The organism is Niallia sp. Man26, from assembly GCF_022049065.2.
In the GTDB taxonomy this organism is placed as follows: domain Bacteria; phylum Bacillota; class Bacilli; order Bacillales; family Cytobacillaceae; genus Niallia.
In genome coordinates, this window is the sequence record NZ_CP095743.1 from 3,534,218 (window position 1) to 3,556,107 (window position 21,890).

Sequence of the window (21,890 nt, forward strand, 5' to 3'; positions counted from 1 at the left end):
AAGAGGAACTGCCGAAATAGTTTTAGTTGTTCAATTCAGACTCATCATAATAGCCGCTGTCGATAACAATTTCTTGATAGTTTTCCTTATCAACTGACACTGGCTCTAATAGATAAGCAGGAACAACCTTAACGCCATTATCATATGTTTCTGTATCATTGACTTCCGCTTCTTCACCATTCAAAACAGCCTCTGACATTTCAACTGCTTTCTTCGCTAACTCTCTCGTATCCTTAAAGACGGTTTGTGTTTGCTCGCCTGCAATGATGGACTTAACAGACGCCAATTCTGCATCCTGTCCAGTCACGACTGGCAGCGGCTTATCTGCTGTACCATAGCCGACACCTTTTAAGGACGCGATAATACCGATGCTGATCCCGTCATACGGAGATAAGACTGCATCCACATTTTCCTTCGTATAATGAGCACTCAACAAGTTATCCATCCGTGCTTGAGCTGTCGCTCCATCCCATCTTAATGTTGCACCTTGCTCAAACTTCGTCTGTCCGCTTTGAACAACAAGCTTGCCTGAATCAATATAAGGCTGTAAGATAGACATCGCCCCATCAAAGAAGAAATACGCATTATTATCATCAGGAGAACCGCCAAACAGCTCCACATTAAATGGGCCTTCGCCATCCTTCAAGCCAAGCTGCTCTTCTATATAGCTGCCTTGCAGCACACCAACCTGGAAGTTATCAAATGTAGCATAATAATCGACATACTCACTCTTTTTAATCAAACGGTCATAGGCAATTACTTTAATTTCCTGCTTATGCGCCTTTTCTAAAACATTTGTCAGCGCCTCGCCGTCAATCGCTGCAATAACAAGCACATTTACACCCTTTGTAATCATGTTTTCAATCTGGGAAACCTGGTTTTCCACAACATCCTCTGCATATTGAAGATCAACCTTATAGCCTTTCTTCTCAAACTCTTCCTTCATATACTTACCATCACTAATCCAGCGCTCAGATGATTTCGTAGGCATGCTGACACCAACAAAGCCCTTTTCATCCTCACCGCCTCCGCCGCCCCCCGAACAGGCAGCCAGCGCAAACAATAAAACAGCAGCTAAAATTACAGATAAAAGCTTCTTCATCCGTGAACCCCTTCCCATATGTCTATTTCTTGGGCCTTCTGTGCTTGGTGCCATACTTGTCTTTTTTAAAGACTCTCGCAAGCAAGTATACGCTTTCATTTGAATCTCTAAAAAAGGAGCTTATCTCTCCGACGAAAGCCCAATAATATTGCTATGTGCCACCATTTTGGAATATGCCAGTTTATTTTTTCCGGTGTGCGGGACAGGGAGTGGAAAAGTTGGATTGGAAATTGATAGTTTTAACAGCTGCAGAGTTTCAGCTAATTCTATGGTTAATAATATTTACTTAAGGATGCTCATGATTTGAGACTTTCGATATTCATATGAAGGTGAATTTTCTGGATTTCAGAAACGGATGAAAGAGCAGTTTCAATTCTAAAATAAGCTGTTTCTTTTTTGAAATATTCCTGCTGTGAAATTGTATTAATATAATAGTGTATATAGAAATTCATATAAAAGGGCTTCCTGATGACATAAAGATAAAAAAAGAGAGTTGGTCATGAAAAATGATTGTGTTTTGCTTATTGCTTTTCAACATCTGCCACCAATTCCTTACAGGAGAAAAAATGGAAGTTTAAGATAATAGATTATGTATAAACGCAAAAAAATAAGATGAGCCTTATAAAGACAAATTTTTAGGAGTTTAAGAGACTTATAGAAATAGAGAATTAAAATTAGCAGTAGGAAAAGGGTGAATGAAATGAAGCTTAATTTTAATGAAGAAATGAAAGCTAGCACTATTAATTCACACGGAAAATTAGAACCGGATGTTCCTTTACCAGATTATATAAAAGTGACACATGCAGCTAAAATTTTGCAGTTACCTCCAGAAGTAATCAGAAAGTATTGTCACGAAGGGATACTGGAGGCTAAACGAAATAATCCCGGCAGCGGGATGTGGAGAATTAAAACAAAGCAACCGACTATCCTTAATGGTGAAAGCTGGGGAGAGTTTGTTGATTATTGCAGAAGGAAACAGGAGAAGTTTAGGGGGTAGTAGTGTTTATGCTGGCTTAAATTAACTGGATTCTAGTAAGAATACAATAACCCTGATGCTGATTTTAGAAGCATGATAATACTATGAGCAGTAGCAATACTCCAATAGATTATGAATGCGAACAGTATTGCATTAAGAGGAAGAATAGCTATATGTCAGGAGCTTTATATTTTCAAACTGCTCAGCTGCTTCAAAAATGAAAAAACGACTGCTTCTATTTCACAGTCGCTTCCAACCTTTAAATATCAATTAGTCTTCGAATCTCCATTACTTTTCTATCATAGATAGAGACACTTTTTCCAATTCTTCTTTTGACAAGTCATGCGCGAGGACTATGACTTTGTACCCTTCTTCTGGGAAACTGACCCGCATACCATTCAACGGCCAATCCACTTTAGAGGGAACATAATCAAAATGATATCCATTTAAAGAATATGATTCCGATTTTTCGAAAAAACCGGCTTCCTTTGATTCCATATCAACTTTTTGACCAATTTTTATTTGTTGTATCCAAAAATCTGACTTTCCATTGCTATATTCTATTGAAAAAACTGGTTCTTCTTTTAAATTATCTAAATCGTAGTTTTCACCGACTTGTTTATAGCCTTCAGGTATAAATGTTGGTTGAATAAAATCGAAGCTTGCCAGCTGTTTGGCTTGTATTGGTATAATTTTATTTTCATAAGTTCGCATCGATGCTTGAATTTTGTCTAGTTTCTTTTCTTCTTCCTCATTAGGATACTCTCTATCTTCTTTTTCTACCTTAGTAAAAATCTCAGTCTGTTCTTTTAATAATTGAGTATATTGGTTAAACTCTTCTTCTGTTAAATTTTCTTTCGCTATCGCTAAGGTCTGCTCAAAGATGTCAATCTCTTCACTGCTCTCATTAGGATAAGCTTCTTCAAACTGTTCTTTGGAACCAAATAGTTGGTTGATTAATGTCTCTGCGGCATCGGCAATATATGTACCTCCGAAATTTATTGCTGTACCAATAATTATTATTGAAGCAGCAACAGCCATCATCCACATAGGATATTTTTTCTTTCGTTTAACCTCTAGCTTCTTTTGTTTACTTTGATCTAATTTCTCAAATGTTTCTATTTTAAACTTCTCCATGTTCACCTTATGATTAAAGTGCATTTTTGCTGATCTTAACTCTTTTTCCTCCATATCCATCCTCCTTGATTTTCCTGCTTAATAATTGCCGACCACGAGCAAGTCTGGATTTTACTGTACCTATATTAAGATTTAAAATTTGAGAAATTTCCTGAATGGCCAGCTCTTCAAAATAAAAAAGCGTTATTGGTAGACTATAGTGCTTCGGTAGTTCATTGACGGCATTATGTATCTCTTCTTCCTTCACGCTTTGAAGATATGCATCCTCACTGCTTTCCTGCTTTCTTTCAGGAATAAAATCCGATATAACCTCCCGTAAAGATTTTCTATAAGTACTCTTACATTCGTTAATAACAATTCGTGCAAGCCAAGAAAAAGGCTCTTCTTTATTCTTTAATTGATCCATCGAATGAAACGCCTTAATAAACGCTTCTTGTACTTGGTCTTCCGCCTTTAAATAATCTCTTACATATGTATAGGCAAGCCTAACGAGACGTTGCGCATATTTATCTATCCATACTTCCAATACTTCCTTCTTATCCAAGAGTTCCTCTCCTTATTGTTTTGTTCATTTTGTTTTTCAAGTGTAGGATGTATTTAATATCGAAAAGGTTCCACTTTTTTAAAAAAACATACCAGCAATTATTTCCCAGAAACTTTATTATAAGAAAACTAGGTTATTCTATCACTAATTCTCCACCTATGCGCTCCCTATTTTCTATGAAGGGATTACGATACTCTCAATGAACCTAAACATAGTTATGACTACGGAAACAGAAAAAAGAGCCTAAGTAAAAACATCGCTGTTCTACTTAAGCTCCTACTATTATTCTATTTACCGCTTCAACAACAACTCATTCCGAACCTTCTCCTCATTCTTCTCATACTTTTTATAATTAAGCATAATTACTGCTCCAACTATAAAGAAGATTGCCGGCAGCCATGTGAAGCAGAACTTAATCGCTGCAAGTGAGGAAGCTGTTTGGGTGGCGTTGGCTACATAGCCTGCTTTATCCATAATGATAGATGGAATAAAGCTGCCTAATCCTGCTCCGATTTTGATACAGAAGGAGCTGCCGATTGCTGTTAGGAAGCCGCTGGCACGGATACCTGTTTTCCATTCGCCATAGTCGACTGTGTCAGACAGCATGGCAAACGGCAAGGTAACGGCGATTCCTGTTCCTAGTGAAGCAATAACCCAGCCAAAGATAATCATCGACGTACTTGCTCCTGCGAAGGCAATAATTATTTGACCGATTGCTGCTACAGCAAAGCCTAAGATTTGTGTGTGCGTTTTCAAAAATTTCTTCACGATAAATGGAATAATCGTGATTGAAATCATTTGGAAAACGACCAATCCATTTAGTATGGATGCTAAAGATTTTTGATCCAAATTGTACTGAGAGTAATAGATTAATGTCGATGTTCTTGATGTGTTGCCTAACCAATAAAAGATGAAGGCAAGCACTAATGTTATCCATGGCCAATTTCCTTTAACTGCTCTGAAGCTTTGGCGAATTGGGATGGATTTGATTGTTTTTGTATTGATTTCCTTTGTTCCTGCGAAGGCGAACAGCATTAAAGCAATTGCTATAACAGCGTAAATTCCAACCGTTACTTGGAAGCCTAGTTTATCGTTTCCGTTTCCAAAAAAGGCTACAAGCGGCAGAGTGAAGGACGCAGTAATTAAATAACCGATCATGCCGCCATTGCTTCTCCATGAATTTAAGCGCACACGCTCATTGGAGTTATTTGTTAAGTTCGGCAAAATTGCTGTAATTGGTGTGGCAATTCCTGTGTAGACAATCCCCATTAGAATATAGGTGATTAAAGCGTAAATTACCTTCGCATTTCCCGATAAGTCTGGAGCTAAAAATGTTAAAAAGAACATGACACCAAAAGGAACGGCCAGCCAGAGCCAATACGGGCGGTTCTTTCCGTGTTTTGTGTTCGTATGGTCGATGATTAATCCCCAAATAGGTGCATCTAATGCATCGAATATCCGGGCAACCAGCAATATTGTTCCTGTTGCTGCAATAGAAATCCCAAAGACATCGGTATAAAAATACATGATAAAACTAGTAAGCGTACAATAAAGCAAATTTCCGGCTGTATCTGTACTTGCATAAGCTAACACGCGTTTTAGGGGCATTTTTGAATTATTATCATCGATATTATTTTCTGGTAACTGTTTAGCTGTGCTGCTTTGTTCCATCTCACTCACTCCCTAGTCAGTAATTGTTCTTTCGCTTTGAACTGTCCATCTACTAACAAAATTTGCGGCATTAATCGGCCGTTTTCTGAAACGAAGTGTAAGTCTTTTTCATAAAAATAATATTCAGACGGGTATGGGGCATAGCTTGTGATTAACAGTCCATCCTCTGTATCTTCAATAGAACCATTCACAACAGCGATTTTACCGTCTTCCTCATACAAGAATGTCTTCTTGCCGAATCCGTCTAAATAGGCAACCAGCTCTTCCCCCATATCCCAATCCGCTGTCTCTTCTTCTTTTGTAAATAAGCGGGTAAATATACCGCCATCTCGGAAGAAGGTTGATTGACCAAAGCGATTGCGAGACAGGTCTGGCCTGTTTATATGAGGACCAGCAATGCTGTAAGTGGAAGCAGCCTCTCCAGTAGTTAGTTTCGTATCTGTTGCTTTTGCATTCGTGTCATAGCAGTAAAGAATCCCGATTGTTGCCCGGTATGCCGCTTTTAAGTAGCGGATATCCTGTAATTCCTCGTAAACTTTCAAGCAGGCAGCTGCTGTAACTCCTCCCCAAAGGGAATGAATCATATAAGATAATGCCTCCCACCAGCGGTCAGGGCTTTGGGCGCGGAAGTCATTAGAAAAGCCAACATTCGCAAGCACTAATTCTCCATATCGTTTTGCAGCGTTATGATGTTTTGTGCTTGCCAACGCTCCTGCAGCTGGTCCAAATCCGGCATTATCATAGAAATGCTCTGTGACGGCCGCTTTATATGTCGAGCTGTCTTTAGCTACAGTCTGTGCTATGTTAGTCCATAGTGCGCTGATTTCTTCATATTTTTCTGTTAGTCCGCGATTTTTCAGCTCTGCCATTAATTCGTCAATGTATAAGAAAAACACCCCTAACATTTGCGCTTCTTCTTTTCCTCTTGGCGTATTGTGGAGATCAGGGTTTACTCTTAAAGAGAACACGTCGGCAGCCCAAGATAAATAGGTATCTGGCTCATTCAGCTGCAAAATATCTTGATCGAACTGGGAAAGAAGATAGAAAACATGGGCTATATATTCGAAATCCATGCAGCGATAGAAGTCGCCATAAAGGTAAACAGGCTTTGTAAACTCACCGTTTTCGAACCATTTTTCACGAATATAATGAACGCAGCTTGCTTCTACTTGCTGTACTTCTTTCGCATTCACTTTACCAAGCAGGTTATTTTTCAATACTAAGCTTAATTTTCCTAATGACTCACCTTGATTAGATAGCGGCGAATAGCTGTAAGGATTTTCGCTGTCTGCTCCATTAAATAACACATCGCTAATATAGCGGGAGCGATTTTCAATGATGGTTTTGATTGGCTCCATTACATTTAAGATAATGCTGTCAAAAGACTGGTCATCTATTTCAATCGTAATTTTATGTTCGCCAGGTACAGTGAACAGCAGCTTCCCAGCGTATGTTTGTTTCATGCGTTTAATTTTACCGACAATATTTTCTTTCTTTCGGTTGCCATTCCAGTCCAAATACTCGATATAGGCATCTGTTAAATACTTGTTGTCAGGCAGCTGTACCGAAAAATCATAATATTTACCTGCTATCGCAAGGGGCTCAAAGTTAAAAACAGGATGGCCGTGCTGCTCTTGGCCAATTTGATAGAAGTCCTGCTGACTTTCAAATGATTGCAGCTTGTATTCCCATTCCTTCTCACTTAAGCCAGACAGCGCAAAGTCAGTTTTGTTGTATAACCAATCGGCATTCTCAAAACTATCTGGATATCCCCCTGCCAAGATTAATTGGTGAAAAAGCAGACCATCAAGAGATGGGGAAACGCTTTCAAAAAAGAGATTATTATACGCACAGTATGTTCCTACCGATAATGTTTGTCCTTTTGTTTGAAACATACCTAAATGCGGGGCTTCATTACTTCTGCGAATACATGCCAGCTTCGAATAATCGGCAGAGATAGAAGTAAATACAGCCGCAGAATGATTGGTTTGCTGATTAAGGTCATTCTTGCGGAACATCACGTAAGAAAAGGAAGACCAGATGGCAAAATCGGAAATATTCACTTCCTTCGCTTCCAGGTTTTTCATCGTTATATTCCAGACGAGATTGTCTTCAGCTTGCTTTAAATCGTACTTCATGATGACTTCTATCTGTTCAAAGGTGTATGTGACTAAAGCTTGGGCCGCTTCTCTTATAATTGTTGGGACTGTATCTGCACTAGTAAGCTTCATACCGTCAACTGTCAGTGAAAAGCTCCCAAATAATTTATCTTTTTCTTCATATCCTGTTTGCGTAAGATAGTTTGAGTCAATGACCCAATTCATTTGATGTGTATCTTCTGTTAAAACTAAATTTGTTAAATTTCCACTCGGTGAAATTTCTAATGTAAAATGGTTATTCTCCATAAAAAATACCTCCTTTATTTAAAATACTGTGGTAATTTCCTATCCCGCAACGGTGTTTTTGAAGGTATAATAAGTTGAAAGCGCTAACTTTTAATATCGCCACTAAAATATAACAAAATAAATTATCATTGAACATAAAGGATTCTAATCATTTTTTAAGATATTTCACTCGATTTACAAAATTTTTTTAGAGAAAGAGGTGAGTTGGATGGAAATAGTTTCAATCGCTGTACCACCCTTTCCTATCTTTATTGAAGGCAATATAACGTTATATGAAAAAGGAACAAGCCATCCGGACAGAAGCGAATTGGAGTATTTTGATATTATTCTTGTGAAGAAAGGCCGGCTGTATTTAACGGAGAATAAGAAAGAATTTATAGTTAATAAGAATGAGATGCTGCTCTTACTGCCCTTCAAACACCATTTCTCCACCATTCCGACAGATGAGGAGACAGAGTTTTATTGGCTGCATTTCTATACAAACAGCTACTATACAGAAGAAAATCAACCTGTGAAGCTAGAATCAACGATTCCCATCCCAGCATTGCATTTCCATAATCACAGTTACACACTGCACCTGCAAAAACAATGCACTCTAGTTGATTATGAAGAAATTTATAAAAAAATAGACCAGCTGTTAGCGGCCACCACGAAGGAAAATAAGGATTTGTCTTTCTGGGATATTCAGATCAGCTTCTTCTCTCTTATCAATCTATTAGAATCACAAGGCATGGCAAAGGACAGCGGCTATATTATCTCTGAAAAAGTTGCCCAATATATACGCGATCATTATCACAAACCAATTACGAACACGATTCTGGCAAAAGAATTTAATATTCATGAAAATACGATTGCAAAGTATATGAAAAGATTCTATAAAGTAACGGCACTGGAATATTTAAATACGTACCGCCTAGAGCAAGCCCGAATTCTGCTCCTTAAAACAGATTATCCAATTCAGTCTGTTGCAGAGCAGTGCGGCTTTAGCTATGGTCCATATTTTTCCAGTGCTTTTAAAAAGACTTATGACATTTCGCCATTGAATTATCGGAAGAAGCATATGGGGAAAGAAAAATGAAGCCAAACTTCGTATGGCTTTATTTCCCTTTTTTTCATTTATTGGCAGCTAGTATGCCTTTTTTCATAATATGCAAGTTTATTACGTGCATCATAAAAATCCAGTTAATCACGGCTGTATAGTCCCCTTTATACGCATAAGGTTCAATTGCCAGTAATTCTTTTACGAAACTAAACAATCCATAATTGAAATATTAATAACATCATTGTTTAGCGAATGATACCAAAACTGCATAAAAAAAGAGCCGCAAATTAGCAGCTCACTATCTATTATTCTGTTCCACCAACCAGCTCAATTTCTGACCGTCTGACAAGCTCTACCGTATAGCTGTTTTGCTGAAGATCCTTTATTTCCAGGAAACCAGAGTTATAGATATGTATAATTCGGTATTTTCTCCCTTTATATTTGACCTTTTTTCCCAATGACAGCATATGGTTGAACCTCCTATTTAGAATGAGATTAGCGACTCATGGTGAATATCTGCAAAACTTATCAATGCTCAAATGGCAGTCCGGCTGCCTTAACGACTGAAGTGTCTAAGGATTGAGTTATGTTTCCAAATGGTGAGATCAATAGACCAAACAACAAAATGGCTGCAAATAGTTTTTTCATAAGATCACCCTCATCTTTCGCTTTTTTTCCAGTATACTTTGGCTGAAGAATCGGTGCGTTTATGATGAGAGCTTGTCTCAACGGATATGCTATAATGAGAGGCAGAAAAGCTGGATTTCCCTCAAAAAATATAAAAATTTTTATAAAATGGTGAGAATGATGGTAGAGTTGAACGCTAAAGCACTTGGGGAAGAGGTTAAGCGGCTGCGGAAACTGAATAAGCTTTCACAAACACAGCTTGCAGACGGAATCTGTACACAGGCGACAATCAGCGGCATTGAAGCTGGCAGGGGCTATCCAAGTGTGGATATTCTGTATATTATCTCTATTCGCTTGAAGGTAACGCTAGAATATTTATATAAAATTCTCTTAAATGATGCCGAGGATTATATTAAAGAAACAGAAGAGCTTCTGGAAGATTTAATGAAACAAAAAAATTATAAAGAAGCCTATGAAATTTGTCAAAGTGAACGAAAGCAAGGAAACAGAAATCTCGGCTATAAATTCGAACAGCTGATAGCGTGGGTGCATATTGTGTCTGGTTATTATCTGCAAAAATACGATTATCGAATCGCTATCAAGGAACTGGAGAATCTTCTCGATGATGATCATCCCCTTTTCGGGCAAGACTTCATTGATTTCCGTATTCAAAACAGCATCGCTATCATCTATGCAGAAAACAGCCTGTTTCAGAAAAGCCTGCGGCAATATAAAAAAATCCTTTCTTATCAAGAATTTTTGAAACAGCAGCATAAATTCCAAATTAAGCTTCATTATAATATTTCGAAATTATTCTTTCTGCAAAAAGAATATATACGGTCCTTAGAGCATGCCGACAGCGGCATCGCTCTTACTAAACAAAAGGAAGATATCTCAATGGCCGGCCAGCTGTATTTCCAGCGGGGAGAATGCTTAGAAGAATTGGATGAGGACTTGGATGCTGTCAAAGAGGCATACAGGAAGTCGCTTTTTATCTTTGAACTGCTTGGAAATGAACAGTATGCAGCTATGGTGAAGGAACAAAAACAGGATATCTTCTCTTCTATGTAAAGATGTACTTGGAAAAAACTAAATTCCTAATTTAAGATAGAAGAAAAAACACCGCCAATATCATCCGAATCGACGGTGTTTTTTCTGTTTTAACTTATCCCTTAAAATAATGCTCTAAACCGCTTGTCCACATCGGTACAACCTGCTCAATAAGCTCTTCTACAGATCTTTTTCTGCCTTCTTTATTCCAAGTGTAACTCGCTCCGTAAATGCCCCAGCTTAATGAGGTGGCTATTGCGATATGCTCGTCCTTCGGATTTGTCTCATGCTCCAGAAGATGAAGGATGACATCGTAAACTGCCTCAATCATCTTATTCTGGAAGTGGTCGCCGAGAGATTCATAGTTTTTGGCACATTGGCCGCTTAATTCTTGATGGTATTGGCACATCACGTAAAATAGGCTGCTCAGTGAATTTTCGTTGAAGACGGCATGACAAGAAAGACGCTGATGCAATGTTTCTCTGAAACCATCAAGTAATGTCAGGTCCAACAGCTCATATTTATCGAGGAAATGTGCATAAAAGGTTGCTCTGTTGATGGTTGCTTTTTCCGTGATATCCTTGACGGTTATGTCTTTGAAATCCTTCTCCTGGATTAAAACAGTAAAGGCATCCAAAATAAGCTGTCTCGTTCTAAGTACTCTTGGGTCGCTTTTTGTTGTGGTCGTTTCCATTTTCCCCACCTCCATATGTAAAAAAATGTTCTATATATTGAACTAAACGACATTTTTCGACTTATGTTGTTTAGGCTACATATTAAAAATAATGACGATTGCTACTAGTATAATTATATTCTATCATAAAGTAAGCAACACATGTTGTTTAAACGATAAGCGTTTAACTATAACTGCTAGAAATATATAAAATTTAAAATAGAGGTGTTTAAGAATGGCAAACGTATTATTCATAAAAGCAAACTCACGTCCAGCTGATCAAGCAGTGAGCGTTCAGTTATATGATGCTTTCTTGCAAAGCTACAAAGAAACTCATCCAGAAGACACAATCACTGAATTGGATCTTTTCCAAGAAAACCTTCCTTACTTGGACAACGACAAAATCAACGGTATGTTCAAGCTTGCTAGAGGAATGGAATTAACAGAAGGCGAAAAAGCTGCATCTGACCTAGTAACTAAATACTTGGATCAATTCCTTGCTGCTGATAAAGTAGTATTCGGTTTCCCATTGTGGAACTTCACTGTGCCTGCAGTATTGCACACATACCTTGACTACTTGAGCCAAGCAGGCAAAACTTTCCGTTACACTGCTGAAGGTCCAGAAGGCCTTGTTGGCGATAAGAAAGTTATGCTATTGAACGCTGCTGGCGGCGTTTACTCTGAAGGACCTGCTGCTTCTGTTGAATTAGCAGTTCGTTATGTAAAAACAATCCTTGCATTCTGGGGCGTACAAAATCCTGAAACAATTATCATTGAAGGACACAACCAAAACCCAGATCAAGCTGCAGAAATCATTGCTGCTGGTGTTTCTAAAGCTGCTACTGCTGCTGCAAAATTCTAATTATAAAGGGCTGCTATCTAGCAGCCCTTTTTTATGTTCTCACAGGTCATTTAAGAGTCCGACTTTGCCTGTTTCTCCGTCTACATAATGGTGGCAGTCAAGGAATCCGCATAAGACGTATTCTTCTTTTTCTTTGTCGTAAACATAGTATGGCTTCAAAATGAGGTAATCCTTTATTGCTTCATATGCTTCCTCTTGGGAAATTTTGATTTCCCTCGGCTTTTTATACTCTGGAAAGCTATCTAGCATCATTTCATTGTCCATATAATTAAATGCCTTAAAGCTGCTGCCATCCAGCATGATTAGTAGTTTTCTATTTAAAATATTCCGCGACTGTTGATTCTGTACTAGCTTCACACCAATATAATTATAGCGACGGTGAATTTCAGTCATTCTCCACTTGCCTGAATCATTTGGGTGCATCTTCTGCAGGAAACATTTCACCTCTTTCACGCATATTTGGACAACATTATCTGATATTGGGAAGGTTTCCGGATGCGGTTCACATGCAAAAGCCTGTTCTGGCGTTAATTCCTCCAAAAGCTTAACTGGCTTTCGTTTAAATCGTTTATATATCGGTTCAGCCCATTCCAATACAAAATTAACTTTCTGGGTATTTTCAGACAAATCAAAGGGCAGCGTTCCGGTCAGGTCATTACGGATATAGACTTCCTCAATCGCATATGCGGGCACAATTCGCTGTTGCTCCATTGCTGAAAAATCCCATTGCTGGAATTGCTTCTTAACCAAATGTTCTGCTTTATGGAGATTAAGTGTGTACGGTTCGTTTCTGATTACCAGCTTATCTATAAAGCTTCCATATACACTATAAAAGACAAGTTGTCCTGCTTCATCAAATTCAATTTCCATCCACTCTTTCGGACGAATCTCCAATCCATCGATTATCCTAATAAAAGAAAGCTTGTCCTCATCTTCCTGCCAGGATATAAAATCTTCTTCATACGTTAAACCCGATTCCCTCTCTATCCAACGGATTATCTCTTTTTTATTCTTCACCTGCAGAACAGGCTTATCTAAATACGATTTTCCACCAACAAATATAATACTATTAAACCGCTTTGTATCTATTGAAATACTGACAGAAGCTGTCCCTTCTAGAACCTCGTCCTCCTCATCATATGCTTTAATATGCTCAGGCAGCCATTCCATTTCCAATGAGTACACTGTTTTGTTCTGATTTGTTACTTTTCTATCAAGGTCACAGGAGTAAAGATAATAGTTTCCTAAACTAAGCTTCTCTTTCGTATAATCTACCAATGCTTGTATTCTGGCATCCACTCTGTTTTCCTCCTCGTACATAATCTCTTAAGGTAAATTATACCATTAACTAACATAGAAAAAATCCTAAACACTTTTGGTGTAGGATTTGATTTCTATTTGTTGTACTGGTTTAATCCATTCTCCTTCAGGGCCAGCTGCCTGAATCCTTCCATCATGAAATAGAAGTTTGCCTCGATTAATCGTGCTGTTTATTCTGCAAGGAAAAGTATGGCCTATATATAAGCTGATTTTATTTTTCGCAAAGAAGTTATCTTCACTCACAGTAAATGGTTCATCTGTAGACACAAGGATAAAGTCAGCGTCATAGCCTTCAGCAATTTTACCTTTTGCTTTCAGTCCAAATCGTTCGGCTGGATTTAAGGCTGTGATATTGGCGATTTGTTCAAACGGAATCTCGTATTTTAACGCTAATTCCATCATCGACAAGAAGGAAAACTGGCCGCCGCTAATGCCGCCCCATGCTTGAAAAATATTATATACAGCCGAGTCCTTCAAATCACTTGTACATGGGGAGTGATCGGAGGAAATCATATCAAATTTCTGGTCGATCAGGAGTTTGATGAGCTTTTCCTGTTCGTCTTGTTTGCGCAAAGGCGGAGCACATTTAGCAACAGGACCGTACTCACGCAGTGCTTCATGGTTAAACAGCAAATAATGCGGGCATGTTTCGACGGTAACATCCATGCCTTTTTTCTTTGCCTCTTCAATCTTTGTGATTGCCTCATGTGAGCTGATATGAACAAAATGCAAGGGACAGCCAGTTACTTCTGCATAATACAAAGCACGCTGTACTGCTTCTGCTTCGGCAGCAACCGGACGTGTTTCTAAATAATCATCTGCTGTTACATGTCCTGCCTCTATCTTACGGGCAGCAAGCCAGTCTGTAATCGGACCGCTTTCAGAGTGAAGCGCAAGCACCTTCCCTAAGCCGGCGATAATCTTCATTCCATTCAGCAAGGTGATATCATCGACATTTTCGAATTCCTTATTGCCTGTTGTAGACAGGAATGCCTTAAAGCCAATCACGCCCTCTTCTGCAAGCTCTGCTAAATCCTCTTCATTGCCAGGAACAAGTCCGCCCCATAAGGCGAAATCTGTGTAAGATTCTGCCTTTCCTCTGTCACTTTTCAAGTAAAGAGCTTCTTTGTTTACAGTAGAAGGAATGCCGTTTAGTGGCATATCAAAGAAGGTTGTCACACCGCCAGCTGCCATCATTTGTGAGCCTGTGCAAAAGCCTTCCCAATAATCACGGCCAGGATCACTGAAATGAACATGCACATCAATCATGCCTGGAAAAACATACTGTCCAGCTGCATCAATAACAGAGTCTGCTCCTGCTAACTCAGCACCAATCGCCACAATCCTGCCGTCTTTAACTCCGATATTTGTTGTCTGTACTTTATCAGGAAAAACAACCTTTCCGTTCTGAATCAGCATATCAAACATTACTATCTCTCCTTTTTTCTCATATGTTTATACCATTACCGCTCGAATATTGTTCCTTTCTTGAAGACCGAATCTTTAAAGGTATATTTCATCAACAGGAAGTACGACAATCCGCCAACAATAACTCCAACAATCCAGCCGAGATCTACTTCAATAAATGCAGCACCTGCACCGAGCAGCATCGCAATAATTGCACAAGGATTGAAGCCTGCAAACGGGCCGGTTTCGTCATATAAATCAGCAACATTCACCGTTTGTCTTCGCAATAGATAATATTCTACGAGCAAGATGGCAACAATTGGACCTAAAAAGGCGGAGTAGATTAACACAAATGTGTTCAAGCCGGCTGCTGAATCATCTTGGACAAGCACCCATGGGAATGAACCAAATGCAAGCAGGCCAGTAATGATGACAGCAACTTTGTATTTCGCTTTTGTCAGCATGGTAATCACATATGTTGGCGGAATGATGTTCGCTACCATATTTACAGCAATAGCACCAATCACAATAAATGCCGAAACAGCTGCCGTTATATAAGGATTATCAACCACTACTGCAAATGCTTTGACCGGATTTGAGATACCTGTTGCTGATGCAAGCATCGCACCGATTGTAAGAACAAAACCATAAGCAATGAAGATTGGTGAGAAGTATAAGAAGCCGCGCTTTGTGCTGCTGACACCTGATTTCAACTCACGAGAGTAATCTGCTGCACTTAGGAAAATGGCTGCATAGTTGCCGAGGAACACCATGATGAATGCAAAGAATGGCAGCCCCCATGTCCCTTCAGAATGAACCCATCTTTCTGCAATAATTTCGCGGTGTGATGCCATAAGAAGATAAAACACATAAACAAGTCCCAGCATGATAACAACAGATGCTAAAATCTCGACCCATTTAATTGCGTGGAATCCATATAAAGAAAGAACAATTTGCACTAGCTGTATCACTACAAAGCAGATAACCGTATTATCAAAAGCACCGCCTGTCACTATTTTCGCAATCTCATTCAAAGCTGTACCGCCAAGCCAGCTTTGGAAGCCAAACCAGATGATGGCAGGAACTCCACGCAATAAAGCTGTAATGGCAGAACCCTTGATCCCAAAAGACATCCGCAGCTGCATAACATAAGGAACTCCCGTTTTATAACCGAGCCGGTCATTCAATGTAAAAAATATAGATATAATTCCAATCGCAATAATCGCAGCTACGAATGTTTGCATAAGATTCAGCGTTGCTGCTCCAGCGACAATCAAGCTTGCACCTAAGGTCATATTCCCTAAATTAACGCCATCACCAATCCACATGAACATGTACGAAAGCTTACCGACACTTCTTTCTTCAACCGATTTCGGTCTTAATGATTCATCTACATCTCCCCCATTTGGAAGTGTTGCTTCTGCAATTGGTTGACTTGCCAAGTTTGTAGACATGTTCCATCATCTCCTTTTAAATAAGTGATTCAACAACTTGAATATTATGATTATTATGAAAATTTAAGTTATAAAGAGCCTTTTACAGTCTGACAAATGCTCCTTTCCATCCGTTATAAAAAGTGACAATAGTTGTTAATAAACCTAACATATTTTAATATGTGTTAATAATATAAGAGTTGTTTTTGAAAAGCATTGGAGAAAATGTAAAATTTACACAAGATTTCTAGACTGTTTGCACATTTTTGGAGGAAGATCGGCTTTTGAAGTAAGCATTTAGTTAACAACACAAAAAATGGAGTTACCCTATTCTGAATACACCTCTACTTCTTTCAGTTATTAGTGTTATTATGGCAGAACCAAATGTAAGCTTTTTTACATATAAGAAGAGGTAAAAATCATGAAAAAATTCACGCGAACTAAGTTTAAGCATAAATGCACTACTATAAATCTTACTTATAATAGCTATGCTAAATACGATAACCCCTTATTGCCGCAGTATTTCAATATTTCTTTTATTATAAAAATGATTGGTGAGAAGGATGTTATCTTAGTTATGTTCGTTTAATAGACTAATAAATGGATAAGCTTAACAACAGCTGAGCTTATTTGTTAGCTGACCTATATTTTTACAGTTAAGAAAAAAAGAAGCCTGTCCTTATAACAAGCTTCCTTCCCTCACTATCTAGCCTCGAGTTCATCCTCTGTCAGCCACTTATGATTCGTCACTTTTTCTCCACCGTTTGCTGGTGTATAGTCGACCATGTAAACAGTAGTTTCTACCGCTGCATCGATCACTGCTTCTGCGCCTTTCATACCTTCCATATGGTCCGCTTCTAGGGTTACTTCTGTTCCTGGGGCAAGCTTTTCGTTGCCGGCGTCTTTTATTTCCTCCTGCACGACCCATTTGTGGTTATGCACCATTTCGCCTCCGCCAACAGGAGTATAGGATACTTCATATGCAATCGTATCATAGGAGCTTAGCACCGTTCCTTCAGCATCTTTCATGCCCTTCATATGATCAGCGAGGATGGTCACTTGGCTGCCGTCAATGAATTTTGGTTCAGCGGCAAGCTCTAATCCTTCTGGCAGTTCAGCAGTGCCTGTATGTGTATGTTCTTCATCTGTATGATTATGGTCTGTTTCATTATCGTTATTTGCAGTACAACTGCCCATAATGATGGCAACTGCTAGTATTGGCAATCCTAGCATTCTCCACTTCATCTGTAAAATTCCTCCTTTATGTATTATTCCTATTGTTATCACTAAAGGAGGGGTTTTAAACATGAAGGGTTGTTATAGAAGCTGTTTGACCATCACAATTGCCATTGCCCACATAACGAGAGCGGAAGCTTTGTTGAGCAGAACAAGCAGCTTTCCTGACTTATCTGCTTTGCCTAGCATTCTTCCGGCAATTGCCAAGCAGAAAAACCAAACCCAAGATACGGCGATGCAGGCTAGAGTAAACAGCTGCTTTTCTGTGCCGCTGTAGATAAGCGAGCTTGTGCCGATTACTCCGACTGTATCCATAATTGCATGTGGATTCAACAGCGAAACGGACATGGCAAAGCCGACTTGCTTACCAGGTGTAAGTGTGTGGCCGCCGTCTGTCTTCGGCTTGCTTTTCCATATTGCATAGCCCATATAGATAAGGAAGCATGCCCCTGCTATAAAGAGGAGGTTTTTCAGCCAAATGAATTGAAATAAAAACAACGATACTCCTAATACTGCAAGCAAAATCAACAAGGTGTCACAAATGCTTGCTGTCAAAATGGCAGGCAAACTGCTGCGGAACTTCCTGTGGCCTGCTCCTTGGTTAAAAATAAATATATTTTGCACACCTAAAGGCAGGATGAGCCCTAGTGCTAATAACATTCCATGAATAGCTGCTTCTAGCATGATATTCCCTCCAAATCGTTAATATCCATCAGTTTACGGCAACACTTCGTCCTTGTCTCCAACCAATTGGTTGGTAATCTCCCCAACCATTTTATATAATGAGACAAAAACAGGAGAACAAGTATGGATAATCACTGGAAGCCAAGCAAGCAGGGTGCTCTTCCTCTCTATCAGCAAATTTACGAATTTATTCAAAAACAGATTATTTCAGGGAACTGGCCTGTTGGCTACAAGCTGCCTCCCCAACGAGAGTTAGCTGACAATTTCCAGGTCAACAGAAGCACGGTTGTGTATGCGTTAGAGGAGCTGAAGGCAGATGGCTGGATTGAATCACAAGTCGGACGAGGCACAGTCGTTTGTCAAAATACATGGAGTTCGCTTACAGCAGGATCACGTGCCGACTGGAAAACTTATGTTCAATCAGGAACTCATCTGCCTAATATTCAAATGATTCAAGAGATAAACAAAGCAGAATTCTCCCCTAATATCATTAGACTTGGAACAGGTGAGCTGTCTCCAAGCCTTCTGCCGACTGCGATGATTCAGCAGGCCTTCGCAGAAACAGCTGCTTTGTCATTAAGCTATCCAGAAGGAAAAGGCAGCTTTCTCTTAAGAAAGGCTGTAAGTGACTATTTGCAAAAAAAGGGGATTGGCACGACACCAAATTCCATAATGATTGTTTCTGGAGCCATTCAGGCATTGCAGCTGATTTCAGTCGGCCTGCTCGACCAAAATTCTGCCATTTTGACAGAATCACCGTCTTATTTAAATTCCATTATGGTGTTTCCATCGGCAGGAATACGGATGGTTCCACTTAACGGTGAGCTGTCCTTCTCGGCGATTAGCCGGGCAAAACGGCAGCATAATACGGCACTGCTGTATACGACGCCTACCTTTCATAACCCAACAGGTTACTGCATGGCAGAAACGAAACGGATGGAGCTGCTGGAGGCATGTGCTAAAGAACGAATGCCTATTTTGGAAGATGATGTTTACGGTGATTTATGGTTTGACTCACCACCGCCACCTCCCTTAAAGGCACTTGATAAACATGGCAATGTTTTGTATGTAGGCAGCATGTCGAAGGTGTTAGGGCCAGGACTTCGCATCGGATTTATCGCAGCCCCAGAGCCTGTCATTGAAAGGCTCGCAGACATTAAGATGCAAACAGATTACGGCTCGAGTACACTCTCCCAGTTTGCTGTCGCAAAGCTTTTAACAAATGGCCAATATGACATGCATATAGAGAAAATGCGGCATGAACTGAAGGTTAGACGGGATTTTGTACAGAAGCTTCTGTCCACCTATTTCGCAGATCTTGCTGTTTGGGAAAAGCCGGCAGGCGGCTTTTATATATGGCTGTCACTAATAAAGGAAATCCCGCTGCAGCTGCTGTTTAAAAAAGCCCTTCAGCACGGTATTCTCATTAATCCAGGCACACTTTACGGCAACTTCAACAGCCATATCCGCCTGTCTTATTCGTACGCTTCCTTTGAGGAGCTCGAGGAGGGCCTGATTACGCTCGCGACAATAATTAGGAGTTTTCGCGCATAAAAAAGGCAGTGTCAGCTGTTGACACTGCCTTTTTCTATTACTTCTAATCGTTTATACATATCAATCATTTCTTTGACCAGCTCATAAGTTGTCTCAGCGCTCATAAGCTGGTCTTCTGCGTGCATGAAGAGAAGGGAAAACGGCAGGCTTTCGCCGTTTGCTTCCCTTTGAATCAATGCGCTATGTGTCTTGTGGCTGATGAGGAAAAAGTTTTGAGATTCTTTCAGTTTCTGTTCTGCCAGCTCATATTCTCCTTTTTTCGCTGCATAGAGAGCTTCCATGACGAGGCTTTTTGCCATTCCCACATTGCTGATAATTGTAAAGCCTGTCAGCTCCATTGCATCCTCTGCCATTTCTATATCACGTCCTTTTCCTGCCTTTTATTTGGCATTTCATTAGTTGAAGTTAACTCCGCCATCATTGGAGATTTCTGTTTTTTCTTGCTCCTTCTCATTCTGCAATGCTATTCTGTCGACAGATTTGAAGAATGGATAGTACAGAAGGATAGAAATACCGATTTGCACGACGTTAAGTAATGCGCCTTTCCAGCCGCTGACGAGAAAGCCGGCAATAATCGGCGGTGTCGTCCAAGGGATATTCGTGCCATTTGTCAGCGGCACGATTCCAGATGCCATTGCAAAGTATGCAACTGTTGCCAAAATCAGCGGATTTAAAATAAACGGAATCATCATAATTGGGTTTAAAACAATCGGAATCCCGAAAATAAGCGGTTCGTTAATACCGAAAATCCCAGGTCCAATCGCCAGCTTGCCTAATGTTTTATACTGCTTTGATTTAGCGAACAATAACAAAATAATAGCAAGTCCAAGTGTGCCTCCAAAGCCGCCGACCTTCATGAAGTTCGCGTAAAACTGGAAGTTGATAATATGCGGAATGGCTTCACCTGCACTGAACGCAGCTGCATTGTCTGCTGTTAAAGCAAGCCAGATTGGCTTCATAATACCGCTGACAACATTGGAACCGTGAATACCAAAGCTCCATAGAACTCCTTCAAAGACGGTAACAATTAAAGTCGCCGGCAATGTGTCTCCTAAATACAGGAGTGGAACTTGAAGATAATGATAAATGAAGGCTTGAACTGTCCCAAATGGTGTTAATGAAAAGATGATGCGGACAAGATTGAAGACGATAATAACAAACAATGCTGGAATAAGTGCTGAAAAGGATCTGGCCACATTTTCAGGAACAGAATCAGGCATCTTGATTTTCCAGCCTTTTTTATCGATATAACGGACGATTTCAACAGCTGCAATCGCAACAATCATCCCTAGGAATAAGCCGCTTGCGCCAAGATTAGTTACAGGGATACCTAATCCGCCGTCTTTCAGCTCTAACATCGGTGTTAGAATGAGGAATGCTACGACAACAATGCTGATACAGGCAATGCCATCGAGCTTATATGTGCGCGAAAGACTTCTTGCCATTGCAATGATGACATACACTGTCATCACATTCATTGTCACATCATAAGGAACAGTAAAGTAGGATGCCCAATCTTCCCCTAACAGGGAACTCATGAATTCGGCATAGCCCCCGATTGGAATATTGCCAAGCAGCAAAAAGATCGAACCGATAATCAATAGGGACATAACACCAAAAAATCCGTCTTTAATTGCCGTAATATACCTGTTTCCATCAAGCTTCATTGCAAGTGGACCCATCTTGCTTTCCAGGTTCTCTATAAATTTCTGCATGTTCTCCCCTCGTTTCTTCTAAGTTTTATGAAAATACTAGCTTCCTACAAGACTCAGTGCTTGCTGCAGTACTTTTTCTCCATCCATCATGCCATAATGCTGGATGTTGATTTCATCAAGCAGAATATTCTCTCCTTGCAACCTTGCTTCTATTTCTTCCCTTCTGAACTTCACTTGCGGGCCGAGCAGCAAGGCATCAACCTTTCTGGTCTCAAGGACATCATCTATCTCTGTTGCAGATACGGCAAAGATGGTGATATCCAAGCCTTTTGCGTGAGCTGCCCGGCGCATCTTCGTCACAAGCAAACTCGTGCTCATTCCCGCAGCACACACGAGCATGACTGTCTTCACTTTTTTTGTCCCCCTTATAAGGAATTTCTCTACTTCCTCATTGTATAATGAAAGCGCTTAATTTATCATATTTGCATTTTCCGCTTAGAAGCGGAAATCTC

At 39.8% G+C, this 21,890-nt stretch carries 20 protein-coding genes; 5 read left to right on the plus strand and 15 right to left on the minus strand.

Features of this window, described 5'->3' with window-relative positions; genetic code table 11:
• Positions 1 to 22 precede the first annotated feature (22 nt).
• Positions 23 to 1,102: a multiple monosaccharide ABC transporter substrate-binding protein gene (gene chvE, locus L8T27_RS17725; RefSeq protein ID WP_233315834.1), complete on the minus strand. Its 1,080-nt coding sequence runs from the start codon at positions 1,100 to 1,102 to the stop codon at positions 23 to 25.
• Positions 1,103 to 1,802: 700 nt separating this feature from the next.
• On the opposite strand from chvE, the gene L8T27_RS17730 reads away from it, so the two are divergent.
• On the plus strand, positions 1,803 to 2,099 hold the full coding sequence (locus L8T27_RS17730; protein WP_237942020.1) for a hypothetical protein: 297 nt from the start codon (positions 1,803 to 1,805) through the stop codon (positions 2,097 to 2,099).
• Between the two features lie 267 nt (positions 2,100 to 2,366).
• Here L8T27_RS17730 and L8T27_RS17735 read toward each other — a convergent pair whose 3' ends face one another.
• The 4 genes from L8T27_RS17735 to L8T27_RS17750 form a co-directional block, all read right to left on the minus strand.
• Positions 2,367 to 3,269 carry a hypothetical protein gene (locus L8T27_RS17735; RefSeq protein WP_237942021.1) on the minus strand — a complete coding sequence of 301 codons (903 nt, stop codon included), beginning with the start codon at positions 3,267 to 3,269 and terminating at the stop codon, positions 2,367 to 2,369.
• Positions 3,229 to 3,759, minus strand: a complete 531-nt coding sequence (locus L8T27_RS17740) for an RNA polymerase sigma factor (protein WP_233315837.1) — start codon at positions 3,757 to 3,759, stop codon at positions 3,229 to 3,231. Before L8T27_RS17740 ends, L8T27_RS17735 begins: the two co-directional genes overlap by 41 nt.
• 291 nt (positions 3,760 to 4,050) lie before the next feature.
• Entirely contained in the window at positions 4,051 to 5,430 is a 1,380-nt protein-coding gene (locus L8T27_RS17745) for a glycoside-pentoside-hexuronide (GPH):cation symporter (protein WP_237942022.1), read from the minus strand.
• 5 nt (positions 5,431 to 5,435) lie between these two features.
• A complete protein-coding gene (locus L8T27_RS17750) occupies positions 5,436 to 7,835 on the minus strand; it encodes a hypothetical protein (RefSeq protein ID WP_237942023.1) in 2,400 nt (799 codons plus the stop codon).
• Between the two features lie 208 nt (positions 7,836 to 8,043).
• Here L8T27_RS17750 and L8T27_RS17755 point away from each other — a divergent pair, with 208 nt between their 5' ends.
• Positions 8,044 to 8,913, plus strand: a complete 870-nt coding sequence (locus L8T27_RS17755; protein WP_237942024.1) for an AraC family transcriptional regulator — start codon at positions 8,044 to 8,046, stop codon at positions 8,911 to 8,913.
• 269 nt (positions 8,914 to 9,182) lie between these two features.
• On the opposite strand, the gene L8T27_RS17760 is transcribed toward L8T27_RS17755, so the two are convergent.
• A complete protein-coding gene (locus L8T27_RS17760; RefSeq protein ID WP_233315841.1) occupies positions 9,183 to 9,344 on the minus strand; it encodes a hypothetical protein in 162 nt (53 codons plus the stop codon).
• A 337-nt stretch (positions 9,345 to 9,681) separates the two neighbouring features.
• Between L8T27_RS17760 and L8T27_RS17765 the strand changes: the two genes are divergently transcribed.
• A complete protein-coding gene (locus L8T27_RS17765; protein ID WP_248574457.1) occupies positions 9,682 to 10,575 on the plus strand; it encodes a helix-turn-helix domain-containing protein in 894 nt (297 codons plus the stop codon).
• Positions 10,576 to 10,669: 94 nt separating this feature from the next.
• Here L8T27_RS17765 and L8T27_RS17770 read toward each other — a convergent pair whose 3' ends face one another.
• On the minus strand, positions 10,670 to 11,248 hold the full coding sequence (locus L8T27_RS17770; RefSeq protein ID WP_233315843.1) for a TetR/AcrR family transcriptional regulator: 579 nt from the start codon (positions 11,246 to 11,248) through the stop codon (positions 10,670 to 10,672).
• A 214-nt stretch (positions 11,249 to 11,462) separates the two neighbouring features.
• On the opposite strand from L8T27_RS17770, the gene L8T27_RS17775 reads away from it, so the two are divergent.
• A complete protein-coding gene (locus L8T27_RS17775) occupies positions 11,463 to 12,089 on the plus strand; it encodes an FMN-dependent NADH-azoreductase (protein WP_233315844.1) in 627 nt (208 codons plus the stop codon).
• Positions 12,090 to 12,128: 39 nt separating this feature from the next.
• Here the strand turns inward: L8T27_RS17775 and L8T27_RS17780 are convergent, their stop codons facing one another.
• The 5 genes from L8T27_RS17780 to L8T27_RS17800 form a co-directional block, all read right to left on the minus strand.
• On the minus strand, positions 12,129 to 13,388 hold the full coding sequence (locus L8T27_RS17780) for a hypothetical protein (protein ID WP_237942026.1): 1,260 nt from the start codon (positions 13,386 to 13,388) through the stop codon (positions 12,129 to 12,131).
• A gap of 66 nt (positions 13,389 to 13,454) precedes the next feature.
• Positions 13,455 to 14,843, minus strand: coding sequence for an allantoinase AllB (allB, locus tag L8T27_RS17785; RefSeq protein ID WP_237942353.1), 1,389 nt, complete (start codon positions 14,841 to 14,843; stop codon positions 13,455 to 13,457).
• Between the two features lie 29 nt (positions 14,844 to 14,872).
• Positions 14,873 to 16,270: an NCS1 family transporter gene (locus L8T27_RS17790; protein ID WP_233315846.1), complete on the minus strand. Its 1,398-nt coding sequence runs from the start codon at positions 16,268 to 16,270 to the stop codon at positions 14,873 to 14,875.
• Positions 16,271 to 16,951: 681 nt separating this feature from the next.
• Entirely contained in the window at positions 16,952 to 17,494 is a 543-nt protein-coding gene (locus L8T27_RS17795; RefSeq protein WP_233315847.1) for a YdhK family protein, read from the minus strand.
• Between the two features lie 72 nt (positions 17,495 to 17,566).
• Positions 17,567 to 18,169: a LysE/ArgO family amino acid transporter gene (locus tag L8T27_RS17800; protein ID WP_237942027.1), complete on the minus strand. Its 603-nt coding sequence runs from the start codon at positions 18,167 to 18,169 to the stop codon at positions 17,567 to 17,569.
• 123 nt (positions 18,170 to 18,292) lie between these two features.
• Between L8T27_RS17800 and L8T27_RS17805 the strand changes: the two genes are divergently transcribed.
• Positions 18,293 to 19,723 (plus strand): aminotransferase-like domain-containing protein, encoded by a 1,431-nt coding sequence (locus L8T27_RS17805; RefSeq protein WP_237942028.1) that lies wholly within the window; start codon positions 18,293 to 18,295, stop codon positions 19,721 to 19,723.
• An 11-nt stretch (positions 19,724 to 19,734) separates the two neighbouring features.
• Here the strand turns inward: L8T27_RS17805 and L8T27_RS17810 are convergent, their stop codons facing one another.
• The 3 genes from L8T27_RS17810 to L8T27_RS17820 are packed head-to-tail and all read right to left on the minus strand — an operon-like array spanning position 19,735 to position 21,789.
• Positions 19,735 to 20,076: a PTS sugar transporter subunit IIA gene (locus tag L8T27_RS17810; RefSeq protein ID WP_237942029.1), complete on the minus strand. Its 342-nt coding sequence runs from the start codon at positions 20,074 to 20,076 to the stop codon at positions 19,735 to 19,737.
• Positions 20,077 to 20,118: 42 nt separating this feature from the next.
• Positions 20,119 to 21,438 carry a PTS sugar transporter subunit IIC gene (locus L8T27_RS17815; RefSeq protein WP_237942030.1) on the minus strand — a complete coding sequence of 440 codons (1,320 nt, stop codon included), beginning with the start codon at positions 21,436 to 21,438 and terminating at the stop codon, positions 20,119 to 20,121.
• 36 nt (positions 21,439 to 21,474) lie between these two features.
• Complete coding sequence (locus tag L8T27_RS17820) at positions 21,475 to 21,789, minus strand: PTS sugar transporter subunit IIB (protein WP_285109765.1); 315 nt, start codon at positions 21,787 to 21,789, stop codon at positions 21,475 to 21,477.
• Between the last annotated feature and the right edge of the window lie 101 nt (positions 21,790 to 21,890).